Source organism: Sphingomonas sp. CARO-RG-8B-R24-01 (genome assembly GCF_022662295.1).
Taxonomy (GTDB): Bacteria; Pseudomonadota; Alphaproteobacteria; order Sphingomonadales; family Sphingomonadaceae; genus Sphingomonas.
Genome location: NZ_JAKNQI010000010.1, coordinates 47,260 through 66,144 on the forward strand (window position 1 = coordinate 47,260; position 18,885 = coordinate 66,144).

18 protein-coding genes, 2 pseudogenes and 1 other annotated feature are annotated in these 18,885 nt (G+C 62.6%); of the genes and pseudogenes, 4 read left to right on the forward strand and 16 right to left on the reverse strand.

The annotated features are described in order from the left end of the window. Positions 1-16: 16 nt before the first annotated feature. From L8G49_RS17815 to gnd, 5 genes are all read right to left on the reverse strand, one after another. Positions 17-796 (reverse strand): molybdopterin-dependent oxidoreductase, encoded by a 780-nt coding sequence (locus L8G49_RS17815; RefSeq protein WP_242187078.1) that lies wholly within the window; start codon positions 794-796, stop codon positions 17-19. Further along, positions 793-1,602, reverse strand: a complete 810-nt coding sequence (locus L8G49_RS17820; RefSeq protein ID WP_242187081.1) for a cytochrome b/b6 domain-containing protein — start codon at positions 1,600-1,602, stop codon at positions 793-795. Before L8G49_RS17820 ends, L8G49_RS17815 begins: the two co-directional genes overlap by 4 nt. Further along, positions 1,592-2,521 (reverse strand): AraC family transcriptional regulator, encoded by a 930-nt coding sequence (locus tag L8G49_RS17825; protein WP_242187242.1) that lies wholly within the window; start codon positions 2,519-2,521, stop codon positions 1,592-1,594. Before L8G49_RS17825 ends, L8G49_RS17820 begins: the two co-directional genes overlap by 11 nt. Positions 2,522-2,635: 114 nt before the next feature. Further along, positions 2,636-3,319 carry a DUF1223 domain-containing protein gene (locus L8G49_RS17830; RefSeq protein ID WP_242187082.1) on the reverse strand — a complete coding sequence of 228 codons (684 nt, stop codon included), beginning with the start codon at positions 3,317-3,319 and terminating at the stop codon, positions 2,636-2,638. Between the two features lie 148 nt (positions 3,320-3,467). Then, on the reverse strand, positions 3,468-4,445 hold the full coding sequence (gnd, locus tag L8G49_RS17835) for a phosphogluconate dehydrogenase (NAD(+)-dependent, decarboxylating) (protein WP_242187084.1): 978 nt from the start codon (positions 4,443-4,445) through the stop codon (positions 3,468-3,470). Positions 4,446-4,966: 521 nt separating this feature from the next. Between gnd and msrA the strand changes: the two genes are divergently transcribed. The 3 genes from msrA to L8G49_RS17850 all read left to right on the forward strand — a co-directional run bounded on the left by msrA (position 4,967) and on the right by L8G49_RS17850 (position 8,307). Next, on the forward strand, positions 4,967-5,488 hold the full coding sequence (msrA, locus tag L8G49_RS17840) for a peptide-methionine (S)-S-oxide reductase MsrA (RefSeq protein ID WP_242187243.1): 522 nt from the start codon (positions 4,967-4,969) through the stop codon (positions 5,486-5,488). 66 nt (positions 5,489-5,554) lie between these two features. Then, on the forward strand, positions 5,555-7,228 hold the full coding sequence (locus L8G49_RS17845; protein ID WP_242187085.1) for a cation:proton antiporter: 1,674 nt from the start codon (positions 5,555-5,557) through the stop codon (positions 7,226-7,228). Between the two features lie 146 nt (positions 7,229-7,374). Then, positions 7,375-8,307 carry an AraC family transcriptional regulator gene (locus L8G49_RS17850; RefSeq protein ID WP_242187086.1) on the forward strand — a complete coding sequence of 311 codons (933 nt, stop codon included), beginning with the start codon at positions 7,375-7,377 and terminating at the stop codon, positions 8,305-8,307. A gap of 62 nt (positions 8,308-8,369) precedes the next feature. Here the strand turns inward: L8G49_RS17850 and L8G49_RS17855 are convergent, their stop codons facing one another. The 6 genes and pseudogenes from L8G49_RS17855 to L8G49_RS21045 form a co-directional block, all read right to left on the reverse strand. Beyond that, positions 8,370-9,329 carry a class I fructose-bisphosphate aldolase gene (locus tag L8G49_RS17855; RefSeq protein ID WP_242187087.1) on the reverse strand — a complete coding sequence of 320 codons (960 nt, stop codon included), beginning with the start codon at positions 9,327-9,329 and terminating at the stop codon, positions 8,370-8,372. 304 nt (positions 9,330-9,633) lie between these two features. Next, positions 9,634-10,599 carry an IS481 family transposase gene (locus tag L8G49_RS17860; RefSeq protein WP_242187088.1) on the reverse strand — a complete coding sequence of 322 codons (966 nt, stop codon included), beginning with the start codon at positions 10,597-10,599 and terminating at the stop codon, positions 9,634-9,636. A gap of 96 nt (positions 10,600-10,695) precedes the next feature. Continuing rightward, positions 10,696-11,094, reverse strand: a complete 399-nt coding sequence (locus L8G49_RS17865) for a hypothetical protein (RefSeq protein ID WP_242187089.1) — start codon at positions 11,092-11,094, stop codon at positions 10,696-10,698. Between the two features lie 79 nt (positions 11,095-11,173). Next, the gene (locus L8G49_RS17870) at positions 11,174-11,344 is read right to left on the reverse strand and encodes a hypothetical protein (RefSeq protein ID WP_242187090.1); all 171 of its coding nucleotides are present in this window, start codon (positions 11,342-11,344) and stop codon (positions 11,174-11,176) included. Positions 11,345-11,780: 436 nt separating this feature from the next. Continuing rightward, positions 11,781-12,712 (reverse strand): annotated as a pseudogene (locus L8G49_RS17875) (IS3 family transposase); the annotation flags it as partial. Then, positions 12,315-12,431, reverse strand: a sequence feature (AL1L pseudoknot). It overlaps the preceding pseudogene by 117 nt. Before the next feature lie 224 nt (positions 12,713-12,936). Further along, the gene (locus tag L8G49_RS21045; RefSeq protein WP_277923352.1) at positions 12,937-14,058 is read right to left on the reverse strand and encodes a methyl-accepting chemotaxis protein; all 1,122 of its coding nucleotides are present in this window, start codon (positions 14,056-14,058) and stop codon (positions 12,937-12,939) included. A gap of 221 nt (positions 14,059-14,279) precedes the next feature. Between L8G49_RS21045 and L8G49_RS17890 the strand changes: the two are divergent. Continuing rightward, positions 14,280-14,393, forward strand: a pseudogene (locus L8G49_RS17890) (IS481 family transposase); the annotation flags it as partial. Between the two features lie 408 nt (positions 14,394-14,801). Here the strand turns inward: L8G49_RS17890 and L8G49_RS17895 are convergent. From L8G49_RS17895 to L8G49_RS17915, 5 genes are all read right to left on the reverse strand, one after another. Then, on the reverse strand, positions 14,802-15,083 hold the full coding sequence (locus L8G49_RS17895; RefSeq protein ID WP_242187091.1) for a DUF6510 family protein: 282 nt from the start codon (positions 15,081-15,083) through the stop codon (positions 14,802-14,804). Next, a complete protein-coding gene (locus tag L8G49_RS17900; protein ID WP_242187092.1) occupies positions 15,083-15,820 on the reverse strand; it encodes a ferredoxin reductase in 738 nt (245 codons plus the stop codon). Before L8G49_RS17900 ends, L8G49_RS17895 begins: the two co-directional genes overlap by 1 nt. Before the next feature lies 1 nt (position 15,821). After that, positions 15,822-16,439 (reverse strand): molybdopterin-dependent oxidoreductase, encoded by a 618-nt coding sequence (locus L8G49_RS17905; RefSeq protein WP_242187093.1) that lies wholly within the window; start codon positions 16,437-16,439, stop codon positions 15,822-15,824. 41 nt (positions 16,440-16,480) lie between these two features. Next, on the reverse strand, positions 16,481-17,170 hold the full coding sequence (locus L8G49_RS17910; protein WP_242187094.1) for an antibiotic biosynthesis monooxygenase: 690 nt from the start codon (positions 17,168-17,170) through the stop codon (positions 16,481-16,483). A gap of 131 nt (positions 17,171-17,301) precedes the next feature. Further along, entirely contained in the window at positions 17,302-18,669 is a 1,368-nt protein-coding gene (locus L8G49_RS17915; protein ID WP_347272081.1) for an FAD-containing oxidoreductase, read from the reverse strand. Between the last annotated feature and the right edge of the window lie 216 nt (positions 18,670-18,885).

Here is an 18,885-nt window from a genome sequence, read left to right on the forward strand (position 1 = left end):
CGTGCTCGCCACTCCATCAGATGCCGGCGAACCACTGGTAGCCGATCGCGTCCTCCCAATAGCCGCCCTTACCCCCTTGAACGGCGCGGAGATCAGGCACCGCCTCCACGCGCATCACGAATTTGGCCAGCTTATAGCCAAGCTTACGTTCCGCACGCAGGCGCAACGGCGCGCCGTGGCCGACGGATAGCGTCTGGCCGTTCATGCCCCAGGCGAGGATCGTCTGCGGATGAAAAGCATCGATCAGGTCGATGCTCTCATAATAAGGCGTGCTGCCAAACGTGTCGGCGCAATGGAACACGATGTAACGCGCGTCATGGCGCAGCTGCGCCTGTTTCAGTAGCAGCCCCAGCGGCAGCCCGGTCCACTGGCCGATCGCGCTCCATCCTTCTACGCAGTCGTGCCGTGTGATCTGGGTGCGGCGCGGCGCGGCACGGATCTGCGCCATCGACAGTTTCATTGGCCGGTTGACCGCGCCGTCCACCACCAGCCTCCAGTCGGCGAAGTGGGCAGCGGCATGTGCCTGGTATTCGGGCGAGGCGGGCAGCGTGTTCCCGTTGGTGCGGAAAACCGGAGACATCTCGGCCGCGGAGAACTCGGGCGCCAGCGCGTCGCGCGCCGTTACCAGCCGCTGCGCGCCGAAGGTGAGGTCGTTGCCTGCGCCGAGTAATTTTTGCACCGACGGAGACGCATTGATGCGGTCGCACGCGGTAAGCAGCAGCCCCCCACCTCCCACGGCGATCGCGCTCAGCAGGCGGCGGCGGTCAAGCCCGGCCGAGGTAAGATCGTCGCTCATTTTCCTTTCTCCTTCGGCAGGCAGTAGCGGCCGGTAATCATCGAACGTATCTCGTTGATCGGCCCTGCCAGCACCACCATCGTCACATGGACGAGGATGAACAGCGCCAGCGCCATCGCGCATATGAAATGGACGGAGCGCGCCGACTGCCGCCCGCCGAACAGCTCCAGCAACCATGGCCAGGCTGCATTGATATTAGGTGACATGGTGAGCCCGGTCAGCACCACGAGGGGCAACGCCACGAACAGCACGCCAATATAAGCGAGCTTCTGCAAGATGTTGTACTTTCGCGCGGCTTCGCCGGTGGGGAAGTTGAGCGTGGCGTGCTGCTTCACGTCGTGAAGCAGATGCGACGGCCGCAATTCTTCGGCGGTCGGTGCGAGGTCGCGCTGGAAATGCCGGCGCGCGAAGCCCCACGCTAAGTAGAATAGCCCCGGCACCACCAGCAGCCACGCCACCGCGAAGTGCCACTCGCGCGCGCTCGCCAAGTCATAGTGGTCGGGGATTGTCACCAGCGGCGGGAAGGCGATCAGGAAACCCGATGGCGTGTGCCCGCCTAGCAGCCCGAAGGTGGGCAGGGTGAGATTGAGGAAGCGGACATGTCCGGATGTGATCGCGAACCACGCATAATCCTGGTTGGCGCCATAGCGCCCCCAGTAAAGCATGGGGTGCGCGTTGAAGATCATCAGACCGCTCATCAGCATCACGATCACCGCGAAGGCGTTGATCCAGTGCCAGGCGCGGGTAGCCGAGCGGTGACGATAGACGATATCGCCACCCTTTGCCGAAGGCGTGTCAGTCTGCAAGGCAACTCTCCCCGGATTGGGTGCGACGGCGGAAGGTGGTGGGGTCGCAGCCATAGCTGCTGCGAAACAGGCGGCTGAAGTGGCTTCGGCTGGTGATGCCCACGCGTGCAGCAATCGCCGCGATCGGCAGCCCGGAGCCGGCCAGCAGGTCTCGCGCGTGCATCATTCGGGTGCGGGACACGAAATGCATCGGCGACATGTCGAGCGCGGCGGCGAAGGATTTGGCGAAAGCCGACCGACTCATCCCGGCCACGCACGCGAGCGACGCTACGCTGTGCGGCGCGGCCGGGTTTGCCACCACCTCGGCGACGGCACGCGCCAGCTGCGGTTGGGCGAGCAGGCTCGGAGCGGGCGCTGTATCGGCAAGGTGCTGGCGCAGCAGCACGGCCAGAACCGCTTTCATCAGCGCGGAAACGATTACCCGTGCACCCACACCGCCCGCGCTTGTCTCCGCTACCATCGCCTCGAAGGCCCCACGGACAAACGGACTGTCGCCGAGGTCGGCGGCGATCGGAGCCGTCAGGCTGTCAAGCGGACCGACGGAACCCGCGATCTCGGCGCGGACCTTGCCGCAAAGAATGCGCAGATCGCCATTTCCGGTGTCCGTCGCATCAAACAACATCATGCCGCTGGGGTGCGGCGCGCAAACCGCGATCGCGTCCACCTTGTGGCTAGATGTAAGTGTAGCGGCCAGTTGCTGCGGGATGCCTGCAGGCGTGACGACGACTGCACCTTGATGCAGCGTGAGCGGTGCACTGCCTGGCACACTAAAGTGCAGCGTGCCGGCCACGACAAAATGCACCTCAATCGCTGAGACCGGCGGCGTCACCAGGCAGACGTCGCGCGCAATCTCGCACAGTGCGAAGGCGTCGACGTCCACGTCCGTGGCTGCGAGCAGGCGGTCTGTTGTTATGATCATCACGGCACTTCCAGTGCTTCCACCGCCACAGGTGGCGAGCCAGTCCTTTCTAAGTGCGGTCCGCTCTTTTGGACGTTTGCGCACCCGCGGTGGACGCAAGGGCGCGCGTCCGCATCATAGTTTGGCGGCACTCACGATCGGGCCACCACGCCCAAGCTGCACGAAGACCGCCGTCTTGAAACTGTCGCGAGGCGCAACTGGGATCGGAAAGCTCGCTGCATGGCCGGTCCAATGCCCAAGATCGACCAGCTGTCGCACGATGTCCCTGTGCGCCAGGGTGCGGCCGCCATTCTCGCCGGCACGAATCGCCACCTGGATGGTGCGCGGATCATAGCGGACCAGCCAGACCTCCGCACCACCGCTGGGCGCACGACCCTGCGCTACGGCGACGCGATCATTTACGAATCGTAGGTCTGGGCCCTCGAGCGTCGGAGCCGACGCGAGGCTCTGACGGAGCTGGGCTGTGTTACTGCCGACGATTGAGCCGCGGCCATCGATCCACACCTGCGGCGTCGCCACCTGACCGCGGCCATAGTGGTGCGCATAGTCCCACTGGCGCGCGGTAAATTGCGGCGAAGCGAAGCTATCCTTCCAGCCGAGCTGATCCCAGTAGGTGACGCCGTAAGACAGCGCCAGCACGTCCGGCCGGTCGGCGATCGCGTTGACATTTGCGAGCGCGGGCGGGCAGCTCGAGCAGCCTTGGCTCTGAAACAGTTCGACCACCACAATCCGATGCTTCGGCGCCTCGCGCGGCAGGGCCGCCGCGCCGAGAACGGCACTTCCCGCGATCGCAAGCATAGCCAATTTCGTCTTCACGTGAACCTCAACTCGTTTTCTTGCTGGTCAAATGCGATGCAACAGCTCGTCGGATGCGGCATCAAGCGGAAGCTCGAACCTTGCCGTCCTGATGCCGCTTCGCCCCGGCTGCTGACGCGCGGCGCGCTGTTTATTGTGGCATTTCCACATGGCCACCGAAGCCGAACCGCATGGCGCTCAAAACCTGATCTGCGAAGGTATGCTCGACCCGGCTTCGGTAGCGCGCATAAAGAGCGCTGGTCAGCACGTGAGCAGGAACCGCTTCCTCCATCGCCGCCTCGATGGTCCAACGGCCTTCGCCGGAATCGGCAACGTTGCCCGAGAAGTTGTCGAGGTTAGGATTCTGGGCGAGTGCCGAGGCGGTGAGATCCAGCAGCCATGACGATATGACCGATCCGCGGCGCCATACCTCGGCGATGCCTGCGAGATCGAGATCGAACCGCTCCTGTTCGGGCAAGCGATCCGACTTCTTGGTCTTGAGGATGTCGAAACCCTCAGCATAGGCCTGCATAAGACCATATTCGATGCCATTGTGGACCATCTTAACAAAATGCCCGGCACCGGCTGGACCGGCATGGATATAGCCCCTTTCTGCGCGCGCCATCTCCGCTGTCCGGCCCGGAGTGCGGGAAATGGTGCCGAGCCCCGGCGCCAGCGCATCGAAAATGGGATCGAGCTGATTGATGACCTCAGCGGGGCCGCCGATCATCATGCAGTAGCCGCGCTCAAGACCCCAAACGCCGCCCGACACGCCGACATCGACATAATGCATAGCCTTATCGCGAAGCATCTGCGCACGCCGAATGTCATCCTTGTAGAAGCTGTTGCCGCCATCGATGATAATGTCACCGGGATGAGCCAGCTGGACGAGTTCAGCGATCGTGCTCTCGGTCGGACTGCCGGCGGGCAGCATCACCCAATAGATGGCCGGCCCGTTGAGCTTGCCGCCGATGTCGGTAAGCGAGCTCGCACCTGTCGCTCCCTCGCTTACCAGAGCCTCGATCGCAGCCGGGTCACGGTCGAAGACGACAGCTTCATGACCGGCTCGCAGAAGGCGCCTGACGATATTGCCTCCCATCCGGCCAAGGCCGATCATAGCAATCCGCATGATGTCACTCCTGTCGCGAAGACTGTTGCAGGATCAGGCAATGACGTGGAGCCATGCTGAGCGGGTGCTCGGATGCCGCTGTCAGACTTATCCAACAAGTCGAGGGCGAGCTTGCGGATCATCGCGAACCTTGGCCGCTTTTGGGGGCTACCGGGTACATAAGGAACTGGGAGATTCATATCGGCTTCGTGCACAGGAACATCCTAGGTCTATTGGTCGTCGCTCGCTCGACGGCCGTAACCCCTCGTATTCGCAGTACCGGCGGTTGCGGTTACACACTTTCGATTTGCTCGACGCCCCGGTCATCCTGTTCAAACGTTGGTTGGTTCCCAGTGGTGGCATTCGGTTGAGCACCCGGCCGCTGAGAGCCGGCTGCGTAGCTGGCGCGTCTGCGTTGGAGGACGGCGAGCCCTTCTCGATCCGACCAATACCGGCGTCTCTGGCGCATCCATGTAACCGAGGTGCCCCTTCGTCCGATTACGCTATTAAACACGCAATGTAGGGAGCCTTACATGAACGCCATTACCGAACGCGCCGTCCTGGCCGGAGGTTGTTTTTGGGGGATGCAACAGCTCATCCGCCGGCAGTCGGGCATCGTCTCAACCCGCGTCGGCTACTCCGGCGGGGATGTCGCGAATGCGACATACCGCAACCACGGTACGCATGCCGAAGCGATCGAGATCGTCTTCGATCCCGAGCTGACCAATTATCGCCGGATCCTCGAGTTCTTCTTCCAGATCCACGATCCGACGACGCGCGATCGACAGGGAAATGATCGAGGTGGTAGCTATCGCTCGGCCATCTTCTACACCGACGACCAGCAGCGCCGGATCGCCGACGACACGATCGCCGACGTGGACGCATCCGGCCTGTGGCCCGGCAAGGTCGTTACCGAGCTCGCACCTGCAGGCCCCTTCTGGGAAGCGGAGCCCGAACATCAGGACTATCTTGAGCGGATCCCGCACGGCTACACCTGCCACTTCGTCCGCCCCGGTTGGACCTTGCCGGTGCGCGCCAGGGCGTCCGAGGCTCAGCCCAATTAGCGGTTTCGCGCCCCGCCCGGCTGTTGCCGGGCGGGGCCGCGTAACCGGCGGCAACGGGGGTGTGCGATGACGAATATCGACGACGTCGCAAACATGCTCGTGCCGGTTATTATGGTGCTGGTCTTCGGCATCGCGGCCACCATCGCGTCGCGAGCGATGCGGTTCAGCCCCATTATCGGTTTCCTGCTCCTCGGCGTGCTTATCGGGACGTGGGATCACGACCTGCTGTCGGCAGGTAGCATGGTGCGCCTGCTCGCGCAGCTTGGCGTCGTCTTCCTCCTGTTCGACGTCGGGCTGCATTTTTCGCTCACTCACGTGCGCGAGCAGGCCGTTGACATCTTCGGCTTCGGCCCGGCGCAGGTAATTGCCGGTACAGCCGCGCTGGCGGGCGCGGCGTGGCTGTTCGGGCTTCCGCCGCTCGCGGCTGGCCTGGTCGGGGCAACCCTCGCGCTCTCCTCGACCGCGATTGTAGCCAACATCATCGCGGAGCGGCACCAGCGGACCTGCCCGGTGGGCATTACTGCGACCGCGATCCTCGTCTTCCAGGATCTCATCGCAATCTTCCTGCTGATCCTCGCCACCGCGGATCAGAGCGGCGGTGCGTTGGCGGCGCTCGGCACCGCGCTGCTCAAGGCCGTCGGTGCATTCGCGCTGACCGTGTTCGCCGGGCGGGTGGTCGCGCGACCACTGTTCGCGTGGATCGCGCGGAGGGGCGGGGACGAGGTGTTCTCCGCCGTGGCCCTCGTGATCGCGATGGCGGCTGCATGGACTGCCGCTGAAAGCGGGCTTTCTTTGACATTGGGCGCCTTCCTCGGCGGCATGGTGGTCGCGGAGTCGCCCTTTCGGACCATAGTCCGCTCGGAGATCGGACCCTTCCGCGTCCTGCTGCTCAGCTTCTTCTTCATCTCCGTGGGCGCGTCGCTGGATTTACGCGCGCTCGCATCGTCGTGGGCGGTGGTGGTCGCCATCACCACCGGGCTCGTCGCACTGAAGATTGCGACCAATACGCTGTCCGCCCTGGTCTTCCGATGGTCGGTGCCCGGGTCGTTCCAGCTCGGCTTCCTTATCGCGCAAGGTTCCGAGTTCGCCTTCGTTATCTTCGGCCTGGAGCCTACGCGGCAACTAATCGGACCGGCGCTGGCATCCGAACTAATCGCCGCGGTGGCATTAAGCTTGGCAATAACGCCCATGTTGTCGGCGGCAGGGCGGCAACTGGCAGGCCGTTTGCGGGCGCGGGCGACCAGAAACGAGTTTCTGGAACTGCACGCAAAAGGCGAGGCTGGGCCAGTGCTCATTATTGGCATGGGCGAGATCGGCCGCACAATTGCGGACGGGCTGACCGAATTCGGGATCGGCTACGACGCGGTCGAGCGGGACGAGAGGCGGCTGACCAGGGGGCTGGCCGATGGCTACCACCTCGTCTTCGGCAACGCCACCGAGCCGCGCTTCTGGCGGGCCATCGACCTGCACAGCCGACGCTTCAGCGTCTCCACCGACGCAACCACGGAAGGCATGCGCGACGCCCAGCCGGCGGCGGAAGCCTTCTATCCGGGCGTCCGCCAGCTTTCGGTCGTCTGCGACGAGGATGCCGCCGGAGAGTTGCGGGAACTCGGCTTGGAAGTTGTGGTCGAACGGGACCGCCCACTTGGTCTGAGCGCCGCTCGCTACCTCCTGAAAGAGCTCAGCGTTGCCGCCGAAGAGATCGAACGCTGGTCCGTCCGGCAACGGCTACTGGCTTGAACGGCGGTCGCCGCGCTCCATGATCACGCGCATGCGCACGTAGCGGTCGTGTCGGGCGAGCGTTTGACGGCCGTCGGCCGCGCCGTGCAGAAACGGCGCAAAGCGATTGAAAGCGAGCCTTCGCGAAAACTGTGGGAGAGATTTCAATGGCATCATCGACGCTGGACGCGCTGCTTGGATCCCTGTCGGTTGAGATCGAAGCTTTCGCGATCGTCCGCATCGCTGAGGACCACCGCCTTGTCTTCCCCCCCATGGCGGGGATCGAAGTGCACCATGTCCTGGAAGGGACGCTGCATCTCAGGATCGACGATGGAATGCCGATTGAGGTGCCGCAGGGTTGGATGCTGGTCGTGCCGCCGGGCAAGGTGCAGCGCATGGCGGCATCGGCGGGTGCGACGCGCGAGTATTCGTCGTCGGAGGTCTGCGTGCCCGTTCGCGAGGGAATGGTGATCGTCGATGCGACGGACGGAGCTCCCGCAGCCGTTCGGGTTGCGTGCGGCATCGTACTGCCCGATCCCCACGGTTCCTACGGACCGCTGGACGGGCTAGCCCGCTACGTGGCCGAGGACGTGTCGGATGTCCGCCTAGTTACGACGGCGTTCGATTCCATGCTCATGGAGGCGACGGATCCCGGTGAAGGGACGATGGCGCTGACCAGCGCGCTCATGAAGGCTTGCCTGATCGTGCTCCTTCGCCGGCACATGCAAACCAGCCGGGACGCTGGCGTTCCTCCCGCCTTGCTGCGCCATGCCCGGGTCGGGCGGGCGGTCGCCGCCATACTTGAACGGCCCGCAGCCGATCACAGCGTGGTCTCGCTTGCGATCGAGGCGGGCATGAGCCGTTCCGCCTTTGCGCGTGATTTCAAGGCCGCTCTGGATGCCACGCCGATGGAATTCGTGGCGAGGGCGCGCTTGGCGCACGCGCATCGCCTCCTAATGTCGACCGGACATAGCGTCGCTACGATTGCTTCCATCGTCGGCTTCGCGAGCCGCAGCCATCTCAGCCGATCGTTTCGTGCCTTGTACGGGACCGATCCGACCACGTTCCGGCGCACCACCGATGCGCGCGAGATCGCTTGAAACTAGCGGCGGGCCGGTACCTGTGACGATTGCAGAAACATCGAGCGTCGCAGAGCCTGCGGCTAAGACTTGGTAAGCGCGCCGGACGAGGCGCGCACCTGCTCCAAGAGGAGACGCTCGAGCGTCTTTTGATCCGCGCTCGTGTCTTGCCAGCTAGCGAGCAGCCGAGTCTGCGTGCTGGGACCCAGTGCATACCGGACTGGCCATGGCAGGTCGGCGGCCTCGCCGAACGCTGACATGGCCTGCACGAATTGATCGGCATCATCGACACCCAGGAATAGAATAGCGATCGATTCCGGCAACTCTGCGCGAATGGTCTGGAGCAGCGCGACGCGTCTGGCGCCCCCGTTTCCGCCCACCGCCGGGCGAAGCCTAACCTGAATGGCGATCGGCGGAAGCCGCGCAAAGCGGCGTTTCAGCACGGATATCAGCCGCCGGAAGAAGTGCTGGTGGCAATCCGCGGCACGCGCGCTCGCCTCCCCGTGTGGCCCTGCGTCGACGGCGAGCAGCGGCAAGAGGTCGGCCTGCTGCGCTGCAGTGACGAACGTCGCTGCGCGGTCGCAATCCTCCGCAAACGCTGGTTCGCATCCGCTGATCTGCGCATTGGAACGTAGCGCCATGTGCCATGTGGCGAACTGCGCGCCATACGCGGCGGTGCGATTTAGACGTATTGCCAGATCATCGATCCCGTCGGTGACCAGGTATCCGGCGGCGAAGGGGACGGACCCGGTGTCCATGCGAACGCCCACGGTCATGTGCCGCTCCGTGATCAGCGCCGGTAAAGTGTTGCCGGATGCTGTGTGCTGCCGCAGCGTTTCCTCGAAGACGCAGATGCCGCCAATCCATGGCGACAGCCCGGTTGCAGCGATGCAGGTTTCGTGAAAAGTCCGGCGCAGCTCCGCCGAAGTGATGATGGACGGAAGCGAACCGGGTCGCCGCAGAGTGACAAGCTGCTCGTCGAAGGCGAGCAGCCCGCGCCGGCTTTGACGGAATGTTTGAAGGACCTGCTCGGTACGTGACATCCTGCCGACCTCCCGTCGTTCGCCGCTCACCCGTTCGTTCCGACCATCGCTCGGTCGCCAAGCGCGTTGCTGCACTCAACCCCCCAGATCAATCCCATGGGGCAGGGCGGTCCCACACGACGCCTGTGTCGCGCCGTGCTCAAAACTGCTGGCGCAAGGAGGAGAACGGGCATGGCGGCACGCCTGTAAGTCGACCGAGTGTCTTTCTCGGTTACAGGGGAAAGTCGCGGCCGGCTCTCACAGTTGCGGAGGTAGTGTCGGAAATTTTGATGTCCCCGCCAACAGTGCCGGAGAGCATCACCTCCTAGGTGTTTAGTCCCGGCATTTGGTGGATCGGATCGAGTGTGAATCGCTCTGGCTCGATTGTCCAGATTTTGCAGATGTATTCGAAGGGGGTGAGGCCCTTGAGCGTTTTGAGACGGCGGCCGTAATTGTAGGCGTCGATGAAGTCGTGGAGATGTGTTTCGAGCTGCCGGTGGCTGTCGTAGTGATAGCGTTTGACGGTTGCCTCCTTGATCGTGCGGTTCATCCGTTCGACCTGGCCGTTGGTCCAGGGATGCCTGATCTTGGTGAGGCGATGTTCGATGCCGTTCTCTCGGCAGCGCATGTCGAACATGTGGGTGATATAGCGGGCAGTCGGCCCATCGGCATATCGCGGCGGGAATGTGAACTGGATGCCGTTGTCGGTCAGGACGGTGTGGATCTTGTACGGGACAGCCGCGATCAGCGCGACGAGGAAGGCCGAGGCGGACGTTCTGCCGGTCTTGGTGACGAGCTGGACGAAGGTGAATTTGCTGGTGCGATCAATCGCGACGTAGAGGTAGAGCTTGCCTTCGGCAGTCCGGACCTCGGCGATATCGATATGAAAATAGCCGATCGGGTAGGTCTTGAACTTGCGCTTGGGCTCTTTGTCGCTGGTGACTTCGGGCAGCCGACTGATGCCGTGGCGCTGCAGGCATCGGTGGAGCGAGGATCGTGTTAGATGCGGGATCGTCGCCTGTAGCGCATAAAGGCAGTCGTCGAGTGGGAGCAGCGTGTGCCGTCGAAAGGCAACGATGATCGCCTCCTCCTCGATCGTCAGGACGCTCGACTTGACGTTCTTCGGGCCGGTCGGAAGATCAGCGACAGCGGTGCGCTTCTTCCACTTGGCGACGGTCTTGGGGTTGACGCCGTGGCGCCGGGCCAGCGCCCTCAGGCTCTCTTGACTATGCTGTATCGCTCGACGGACCGCCGCTGTCGTGCGGGCGCTCCCGTGAAGAACCTGTCCCATAGCGCATCCTTCCATTGCTGGCGGAATAATGCACCATCAAATGCCGGGACTAAACACCTAGACGCGCCGCAGCCGGCCAGCAGGCCCGGCCGTCTGTCATGTCAGTGCCTGGTAAGCGTCGGCCCAGGTCTGAGCTGCTCCTGGCGAGACAAAGAACTCATGCTGTTCGCCGCCGATCATTCTCCGCATCTGTATTTTGGCCAAGCTGGAGCTGACCACGATAGCCATGCGGTCACCAGGCCGCGTGACGGACTTAACCCCCGCCTGCATCCGGACGATTGTCTCCTGCGACTGGATCCCCGACTTACGGAGATCGACCACCATCCTCACGGATACGCCGGCGGCCCGGTAGGGGCGCATGACAAATGCCAGCTCGTCGAAGTGGTCGCCGATGATCGTGGGTGTCCAAAAACCAACCCCCAACACCCGGATCACCCCGAACGCGGGGTCCGCACTGATAGTCAAGTTACCCGGTTGCATGCTTTCGTCAGACAACGCTGTCCCCCTCTTCAACCCGTGCTTCTGAGAGCCCGCTGAAGCTCGCCTCGAATTGTCGCAATTGGACGTTGAAAGGTTACACGCGTTCAAGGCCGAGCTGGGGGTCGCGATGCGCGCTCTCAGTGGTGTCGGCCTTGTCTTGCCAACCCTCGACGACGATGGGCGCGGCATCAGCTCCCATCCGGGCGGAACCGCCGTCGGTTGCGCCGTGGCGGCGGTACAGGGATAAAGAAAAGCGCCCCGCCATGGTCAATTGGCGAGGCGCGGGTTAGGCGCTGGGAAAGGGGGGAACCCAGCGATGCAAAGGTGAAAGCGTCTGTGGCGCTATAGTTCCTCCAAAGCGGTCAAGCGGCGATCCGGGGTCGATCGGACGAACCGCGCGCGCGCGCATGACTACGGCGGATGGCTTCGCTGATGGCGATACATGAGTTGGTGGCATCCCTCCTTTTCCCCGAAACCAGCGGACGCCAACGGGCCCGGAAACGCCCGCATCCATCGCCACATCTTCGGTCGATCTTCCACAAGAGATCGCTTGCCAGAAAGTGCAGACGTTCTCACGCTGCCACCCGGGCGGATGTCCGGACGAACGCATCTTGCTACGCGTACACCGATCCGAAGCACGCCTGTGAGCCTTCATCGCAACTTCCTTCTTGAGGGTGTTGCGACGACCGGTTGAATCCGACTTGTGACCCGCGGTCGCTGTGGTGCACCAGGTCGCCGCGATGCGCCGGTCGGCGATCATGCAGCGCCTGCTCGAGCGCATCCAGCACAAAGCTGGCGTGCGCCGTCCTGCTGGCCCGCCAGCCGACGATCCGGCGGGCGTAGGTGTCGATGACGAAGGCGACGTAGACGAAGCCCGCCCAGGTCGCGACGTAGGTGAAGTCCGAGACCCACAGCATGTTCGGCGCTGGCGCGTAGAACTGGCGGTTGACGTGATCGAGCGGGCACGGCGCCGCCTTGTCGCTGATCGTGGTGCGCACCGGCTTGCCCCGGATCACGCGTGCCAGGCCCGACTCGCGCGTCAGTCGGGCGACCGTACAGCGGGCGACGCGCACGCCCTCCCGTATCTTCTGCCGCCAGACCTTGCGCACGCCGTAGACCGCGAAGTTCTCGGCGAACACGCGCGCGATCTCGGGCTTGAGGGCCACATCGTGCCGTGCCCGCGCCGACAGGCGTGTCGGATCCTGTCGCTGCGCGACGCGCTCGTGGTATGTGGATGGGGCGATCGGCAGGACGCGGCAGACGGACAAGACCCTATAGGCATCGCGGTGATCGTCAATGAACGCGATCATCGCCGGAACGGGCGGTCGAGCTCCGCCTGCGCAAAATATGCCGACGCCTTGCGAAGGATCTCGTTGGCCTGCCGCAACTCACGGACCTCGCGCTCAAGCGCCTTCACCTTGTCGGCAACCTCAATCGGGACACCGGCGCGCTTGCCGCTGTTGACCTCGGCCTTCTTCATCCCCTCATGCAGGGTCTGCGGAACGCAGCCGATCTTCTCCGCGATCGAGACCACGGTCGCCCATCTGGACGGGTGATCCCGCTCGTGATCGAAAACCATCCGTTCCGCGCGTTCGCGAACTTCCGGCCCAAACTTGTTCGTTGTCTTGCTCATACAGGCTCCACTTCTCAGGAGTTGGAGCCTCCGGCAAACCCGGCGCGGTTCAGAACGCCCTTCCGTGCGCACCTCAGAAAGTTTGCTCCAGATATGGTAGCGCAAAAGTCGCCCCGCGCGGATCCACCAGATCCGGTCGCCGGATTTCGATTTCAATAGGTAACACCGTTGCCGCTCCATCCTGCTCGTGATTGAAGCATTTCTCGGTGCCCATAGTCTGCGATCTATTGAATCGATTTCGGTATTGCGTGACTTACGTCCGAAATCGCCGCTATCGAACTAGAGCGTATTGCGGAGATGGTGTCAGACATCGATTTGGCGGTCATCGCCGTTTCATCGACCGCGGCTGTGATTATCGTCACCTTCTCCGATTGTTCCGCAAAGGTCGATCTAAGACGGATAGCGCATTCGATAACTCCCGCAACGCCGGTTCTTATCGACTCATTGGCGCTGACGGCAGCTCTGGTCGAGGTTTGAACCGCGTCGATCTTGGCTGCAATGCTGTCCGTCGCTTGCGCCGTTTGATTAGCCAAGCTCTTCACCTCCTGAGCAACAATCGAAAAGCCCTTACCGGCATCGCCGGCGCGAGCTGCCTCAATCGTCGCGTTGAGAGATAACAATTGAGTGCGACGCGCAATATCTCGAATGAGAGTAACGATAGAGGCGATCTCCTCGGCATGCAGCGAAAGGTCGCGCGAGATTGCTTCTGTGCGCGCCGCTTCATCCGCCGCTAAGACGGTAGCAGCATGGGCCAGCTTGAATTCGGATCGGACTTCGTCGATCGCGCTAATCAGACCCGCTGCGGTGCGGGCCGCATCGCTCATCGCGGCAGCCGATTGTTCGGCAGCTGTCGCAATTTCGGCCGTCATGAAGGCGATCTTTGTCTCGGCTTCCTTGCGATCTCGAATATCGACATGGGTGCCGACCAAGCGCAGCGGTCGCCCATCCTCCTGATGGTTGATGACGCGACCGCGGGCCAGAACCCAACACCAGCTGCCATCTTTGCAGCGCAGACGATGTTCACACTGGTAGAATGGCGTAGCGCCGCTGAGATGTTGCTCGATCCGCTTGCCCGCCCGCGGCTTGTCATCCGGATGTACCAGCGCCTCCCACGTACTAACGTGAGCCGCGAGTTCTCCCGGTTGGTACCCGAGCATGATTAGCCATACATCGGAAAACCAGCATTCACCGGTTTCAATATTCCAATCCCAGATCCCGGCGCTGCCGGCGTCCAGCGCAGAAAGAAGCCGCTGCTCACGGTCTGTTATATCCTGAAGTCTGCGAGCAAGTGAGATTCCGTCCACCGCATCCAACGGTGTATTTGCGTCACCTGCGCTTATTGACATGCTTTTTAACCCTGTCGTCTGCTTGCAAAAACACCGATTGGCCTATTCGGGAGTGGAATAGGTTGACTGCCGCTATTATTAAGTATTCGGCGGGTTTCGACATGATCCCACACAGTCGCCCCGGTTACCGTAGGTCATCGACCTTCCTCGCGATGCTGCACATGATGTTACAGGCTTGGTGCTGATAATCTGCGAGAGCACGGAGATTAACCGGCCCGTCGCTGAAACGGCGCAAGGGCCTCACCCCCTTCGAATACATCTGCAAAATCTGGACAATCGAGCCAGAGCGATTCACACTCGATCCGATCCACCAAATGCCGGGACTAAACACCTAGCTGTACGATTCCGCGATATTGATACGATCGACCACCATGCTCGGCGGGAGGCGCCAATGACAGGGTTTTACCCTGGAGCGCCCGAGCGGCTGAGGCAGCCCCCGGGTCATGACTGAGGCAGGATAGCAATACAGCGGAGTAAAGATGGCGCGAGGTGTTCGCCTGTCGGTATGGGACCCGACCACCGTGCAGAAGTGGCGTAAGCAGGCGAGCGTCAAGCGATGCCGGATAGAACCGAAGGCGATTCATTCCACAGTTCCCACCACTGAGAAGAGGCGATGGTCGTGGCGTTCCGCCGCCACACCCTGCCGCCGATTAACGACTACTACACCGCTCCGTCGCCTCTTCGCCGATCGGCCGAAGGGTTGACGCAGTACGATTAATAGTGCGCAGCATACCGCCTGGCAGTCAGGCGGTATCGGCGACCGGCAACGTGAAAATCAGCTTCGTGCATCCTCTCAGATCAAGCACAAGCTGGTCGCGTATCTCGACAATTCTTAAATTGACAGTGCCGCAGGAGGCGCACCGCAGCACCTGCCCCGGCCCACTTCCGTACAGCTGCAACTCGCCTACTGGCCCCTTCCGCTCGCACTCGTCGCACGTCAGCATCGCTGCGGTCACGTCGACCGCAAATATTCGGCCGAGAGCCCCTGCGGCGGCGTTACCATCGATATACTCGTCCGCAGGCATCAACTCTCTCCTGTTGGACCGAACCGCTCGGTCTTGATCAAAGCCTCGGGATGCCCCATTCCTACTAGGAGCTCCGCTGCCGTCTCCACAAACCGCGTGGGGCCACAGACGAAGATGATAGGGATCGCGCTCGGCGGCGGCACGTGCCGTTCTAGCATTGCACGGTCGATACGGTGCCGCTCTCCGGTCCAACCGGGCGGCGCCTCGCGCGTGATCGTCGGGACATGGGAATAGCCTTCGACCGACTGTTCGAGTTCGCTGCGGTAAATCAGATCCTCGATCGTCCTGACCGAATAGAGCAGGGTCGCAGGGTTTCTTGCTCCGGCAGCGGCACGGGTGCGTAGCATCGACACTAGCGGGACTACTCCTGACCCGCCACCGATCAGCATCAGAGGCCGATCCGAGTTGGGCTCCCACGTGAAATAGCCGCCGATAGGGCCACGAAGCTCGAGCCCATCGCCGAGCGAGAAGTCATTGACGAGGAATGGCGAGACCTCACCACCCGCGACTTCCTCGATCGTGAGCTCCAGCCGCTCCGGTCGCCCCGCCGCCGAGGCGATCGAATAGCTCCGCTGGGCCTGGTAACCGTCTTCGGAAGTCAGCCGCAGGTCGACATGCTGACCAGCGAGGTGGCCAGGCCAATCTGGAACGGCGAAGGAAAAGGACCAGACGTTCGGCGTCTCGCGTCGCTTCTCCGCGAGGGTCGCCACACGCCACCGGGCCTGCTCATTCGCCATTTCATGGATCTCCCGTGTACCGCTGTTCACGCCAGGGATCGCCAAAATTGTGGTAGCCCAGCGACTCCCAAAATCCGGGTTTGTCTCTCGCCACGAACTGCAGCTTGCGGACCCACTTGGCGCTCTTCCAGAGATAGAGGTGTGGCACGAGCAGGCGGGCAGGGCCTCCATGCGACGCCGGCAACGGCAAGTCCTCGTAATGCGTAGCGATCATTGCCTTGCCGCCGAGGAGTTCTGCGGCCGGAAGGTTGGTGGTGTAGCCGCCGTCACAATGTGCGATCACGAAGAGATCGGGGGCCGCGGCAAGGCCCGCTGCGGACAACAGTTCGTCGACCGTGACGCCGCGCCAGCGCGTGTCGAACTTGGTCCACTTGGTCACGCAATGGATGTCTGTCGTGCGATCCGTCTGCCGCAGCTGCTCGAATTCGCGCCATGTCCAGCGGCCGAGCGTCCCGCCGTCATGCTCCAAACTCATCGACCAATCGTCGAGGGACGTGTGTTGCGTCGGACCTGCCGTAAGGACAGGAAAATCCGGCGTGACAAATTGGCCGGGAGGAACACGGTCGCGATCTGCAGCACCGCCCCGCCCCCTGCCGGAGAAACCTCTGGTGACAATCATGGCCTGCTCCTCAAACCGGAAATGAACAGTCGATCGCGCTCTCAAGCATGAAGCGTTTCCTGCCCCCGCGCGTCCGCAAAGTACTGCGGCGCCTCGCGGCGGTCGAACATGCCATAGTCGCGGATTACCCGAATACGCCGGAACCGCGCGTCATCAGGTTTCAGCCCGATCGCGCTGAAGGCGTCTGCGGCCTCGTGGGACTTCCATGAGGTCAGCAGTAGCAACTCTCCCGGGCGCTCCACCTCCTCGTAGACGTCCCAGGCGATGCAGTCGCCCTCTGAGAATGGATCAAAACCCAGCCATTCCGCTAGCTCTTCCGCCGTGACCACCTTGATCCATTCCGGGTCGTTCCGCGCGGTGATGAGCGTGATTGCCACGCCGGCGCCGATCTCACTTTCGTCGAGCCGTTGGTTGACCATCTGCAGCCCGTCCGCGGCCGCCGTATCGTCGGTAACCTGCCCGATCCGAAATCGGTAATCTGCCATAATCTCGTCTCGACCGATCTCCTGGATCTGTTGGTGGTGGGCGCGTACGCGCCACCGCACGAGCGCCTTCTCGTCTCTCCAGCTTGAAAGTGACAGGATCCAGCCCTCGCGCCGAAGGCTCCGATAGTGGATATGGTCGATGAAGCCGTCTATGTTCTCATATTCGGCCCGAAGCAGCTTGGCGTTGCCGAAATAGGCTTCTCCGGCCTCGGCCTTCGGTTGGAGTTCGAACATCACAGAAAACATCGATCAACTCCTCCGTGGCGGGCCACCGTCGCTCGCGCGCGGCAGCGATCGCCAGCCCAGTCACGAACAGGCACGATGCCGCCCGGCATCGGCCTGCTACAGGTCTAAGCTCGTAACAGACCGTTAGAAGGTTACACCCCCAGGTCCGCCAGCAGACTGGGAATCAATTCCGACACGGTGGGATGGATCGGCACTGCCCAGCGGAGGGCTGCAGCCGGTTGATTGGCGCTCATCATGTCGAGAATGCCGTGAATCGCTTCGTCGCCGCCCACGCCAAGAATTGCGGCTCCGAGGATCTTCCCCGTGTCCTTGCGTGCGATGACTTTCATGAACCCCTTGGTTTCACCCTTCTCCACGGCGCGGCCGACGCGCGTCATGGGGCGCTTGGATACGCGGATGTCGAACCCAGAGGCCGTCGCTTGCGCCTCGGTAATGCCCGCACGACCGAGCGGCGGATCGATGTAGAGCGCATATCCGGGCACTCGCTGCGAGAGCTTGCGGTCTTCGCCATCGAGGAGATTGGCAGCGACGATTTCGAAGTCGTTGTAGGCGGTGTGCGTGAACGCCCCACGACCGTTGCAATCGCCCAGTGCCCAGATCCCCGGCACGTTCGTTTCGAGCTTATCGTCCACCATGATGTAGCCGCGATCGTCGATCGCGACGCCGGCCATGTCCAGCCCGAGGTCGTCCGTGTTGGGTCGGCGTCCAACGGCAAGCAGGATGTGGCTGCCGGCGACTACCGGTTCGCCTGCCTCGCAGGAGACGGACACCGCGACGCCCTGTTCATGCGCCGCAAAGCCGATGCAGTTGGCCCTCGTCCGCACCACAATACCTTCAGCTTCAAGCAGCTCCCGTATGGCATCCGAGACGTCGACATCCTCGTGCCTGGCGAGCCGCTCGCTGCGTTCGACGATGGTCACCGCGGCGCCGAAACGGCGGTACATCTGTGCGAATTCCAGCCCCACATAACTTCCGCCCACCACGACCAGATGCTGTGGAACGAAATCGAGCGCGACCATGTCCGAGTTGTCGAGATGTGGAACCTCGTTGATCCCAGGCAAGGCGGGTACGTACGCGCGTCCTCCGACATTGATGAAAATGTGAGGGGCCGTAATCTTCTCGCCATCTACGGTGATCGTGTCCGGAGCGGTGAAGCGGGCATGACCTCGCAGGAACGTCAGTCCTTCCATCGTCTGAAGCCATTGCTCGTTGCTGCTGCGTGCATCGGTGACCACCTTCGCGGCCCGTGCGGCAACCGTCGGCATGTTCACCGCAACCGGCCCTGTCAGCACGCCGAAATCCAAGGCCCGGCGAGCGAGATGCGCGGCGTAGGCGCTTGCCACCAGCGTTTTCGTCGGCATGCAGCCAGTGTTGACGCAGGTTCCACCGACCAGATCGCGTTCAATAAGAGCGACGCTCCAACCCGCAGAGGTGAGCCTCCCTGCCAGTGGCGGCCCTGCCTGCCCGGCTCCCACGATTATCGCGTCGAAACTAGGCATCAGTGCGCATACCCCGGCGAAGTATCGGGCCGAAAAGCACTAAAAGAGATAAAGGCGAGAAAGTAGGAAAGCATCGATCCGCTCATCCGTGTTGGTCACTCGCAATTCTCGTTCATGGCCGCGCGGCGGTTACACTGCGATGCCACTTCAGCCTGCCTCCCTTAAGGTACCTGCTGCGCCACCCGGTAACCGACGGCAGCTCTGCAGCGAGGATGG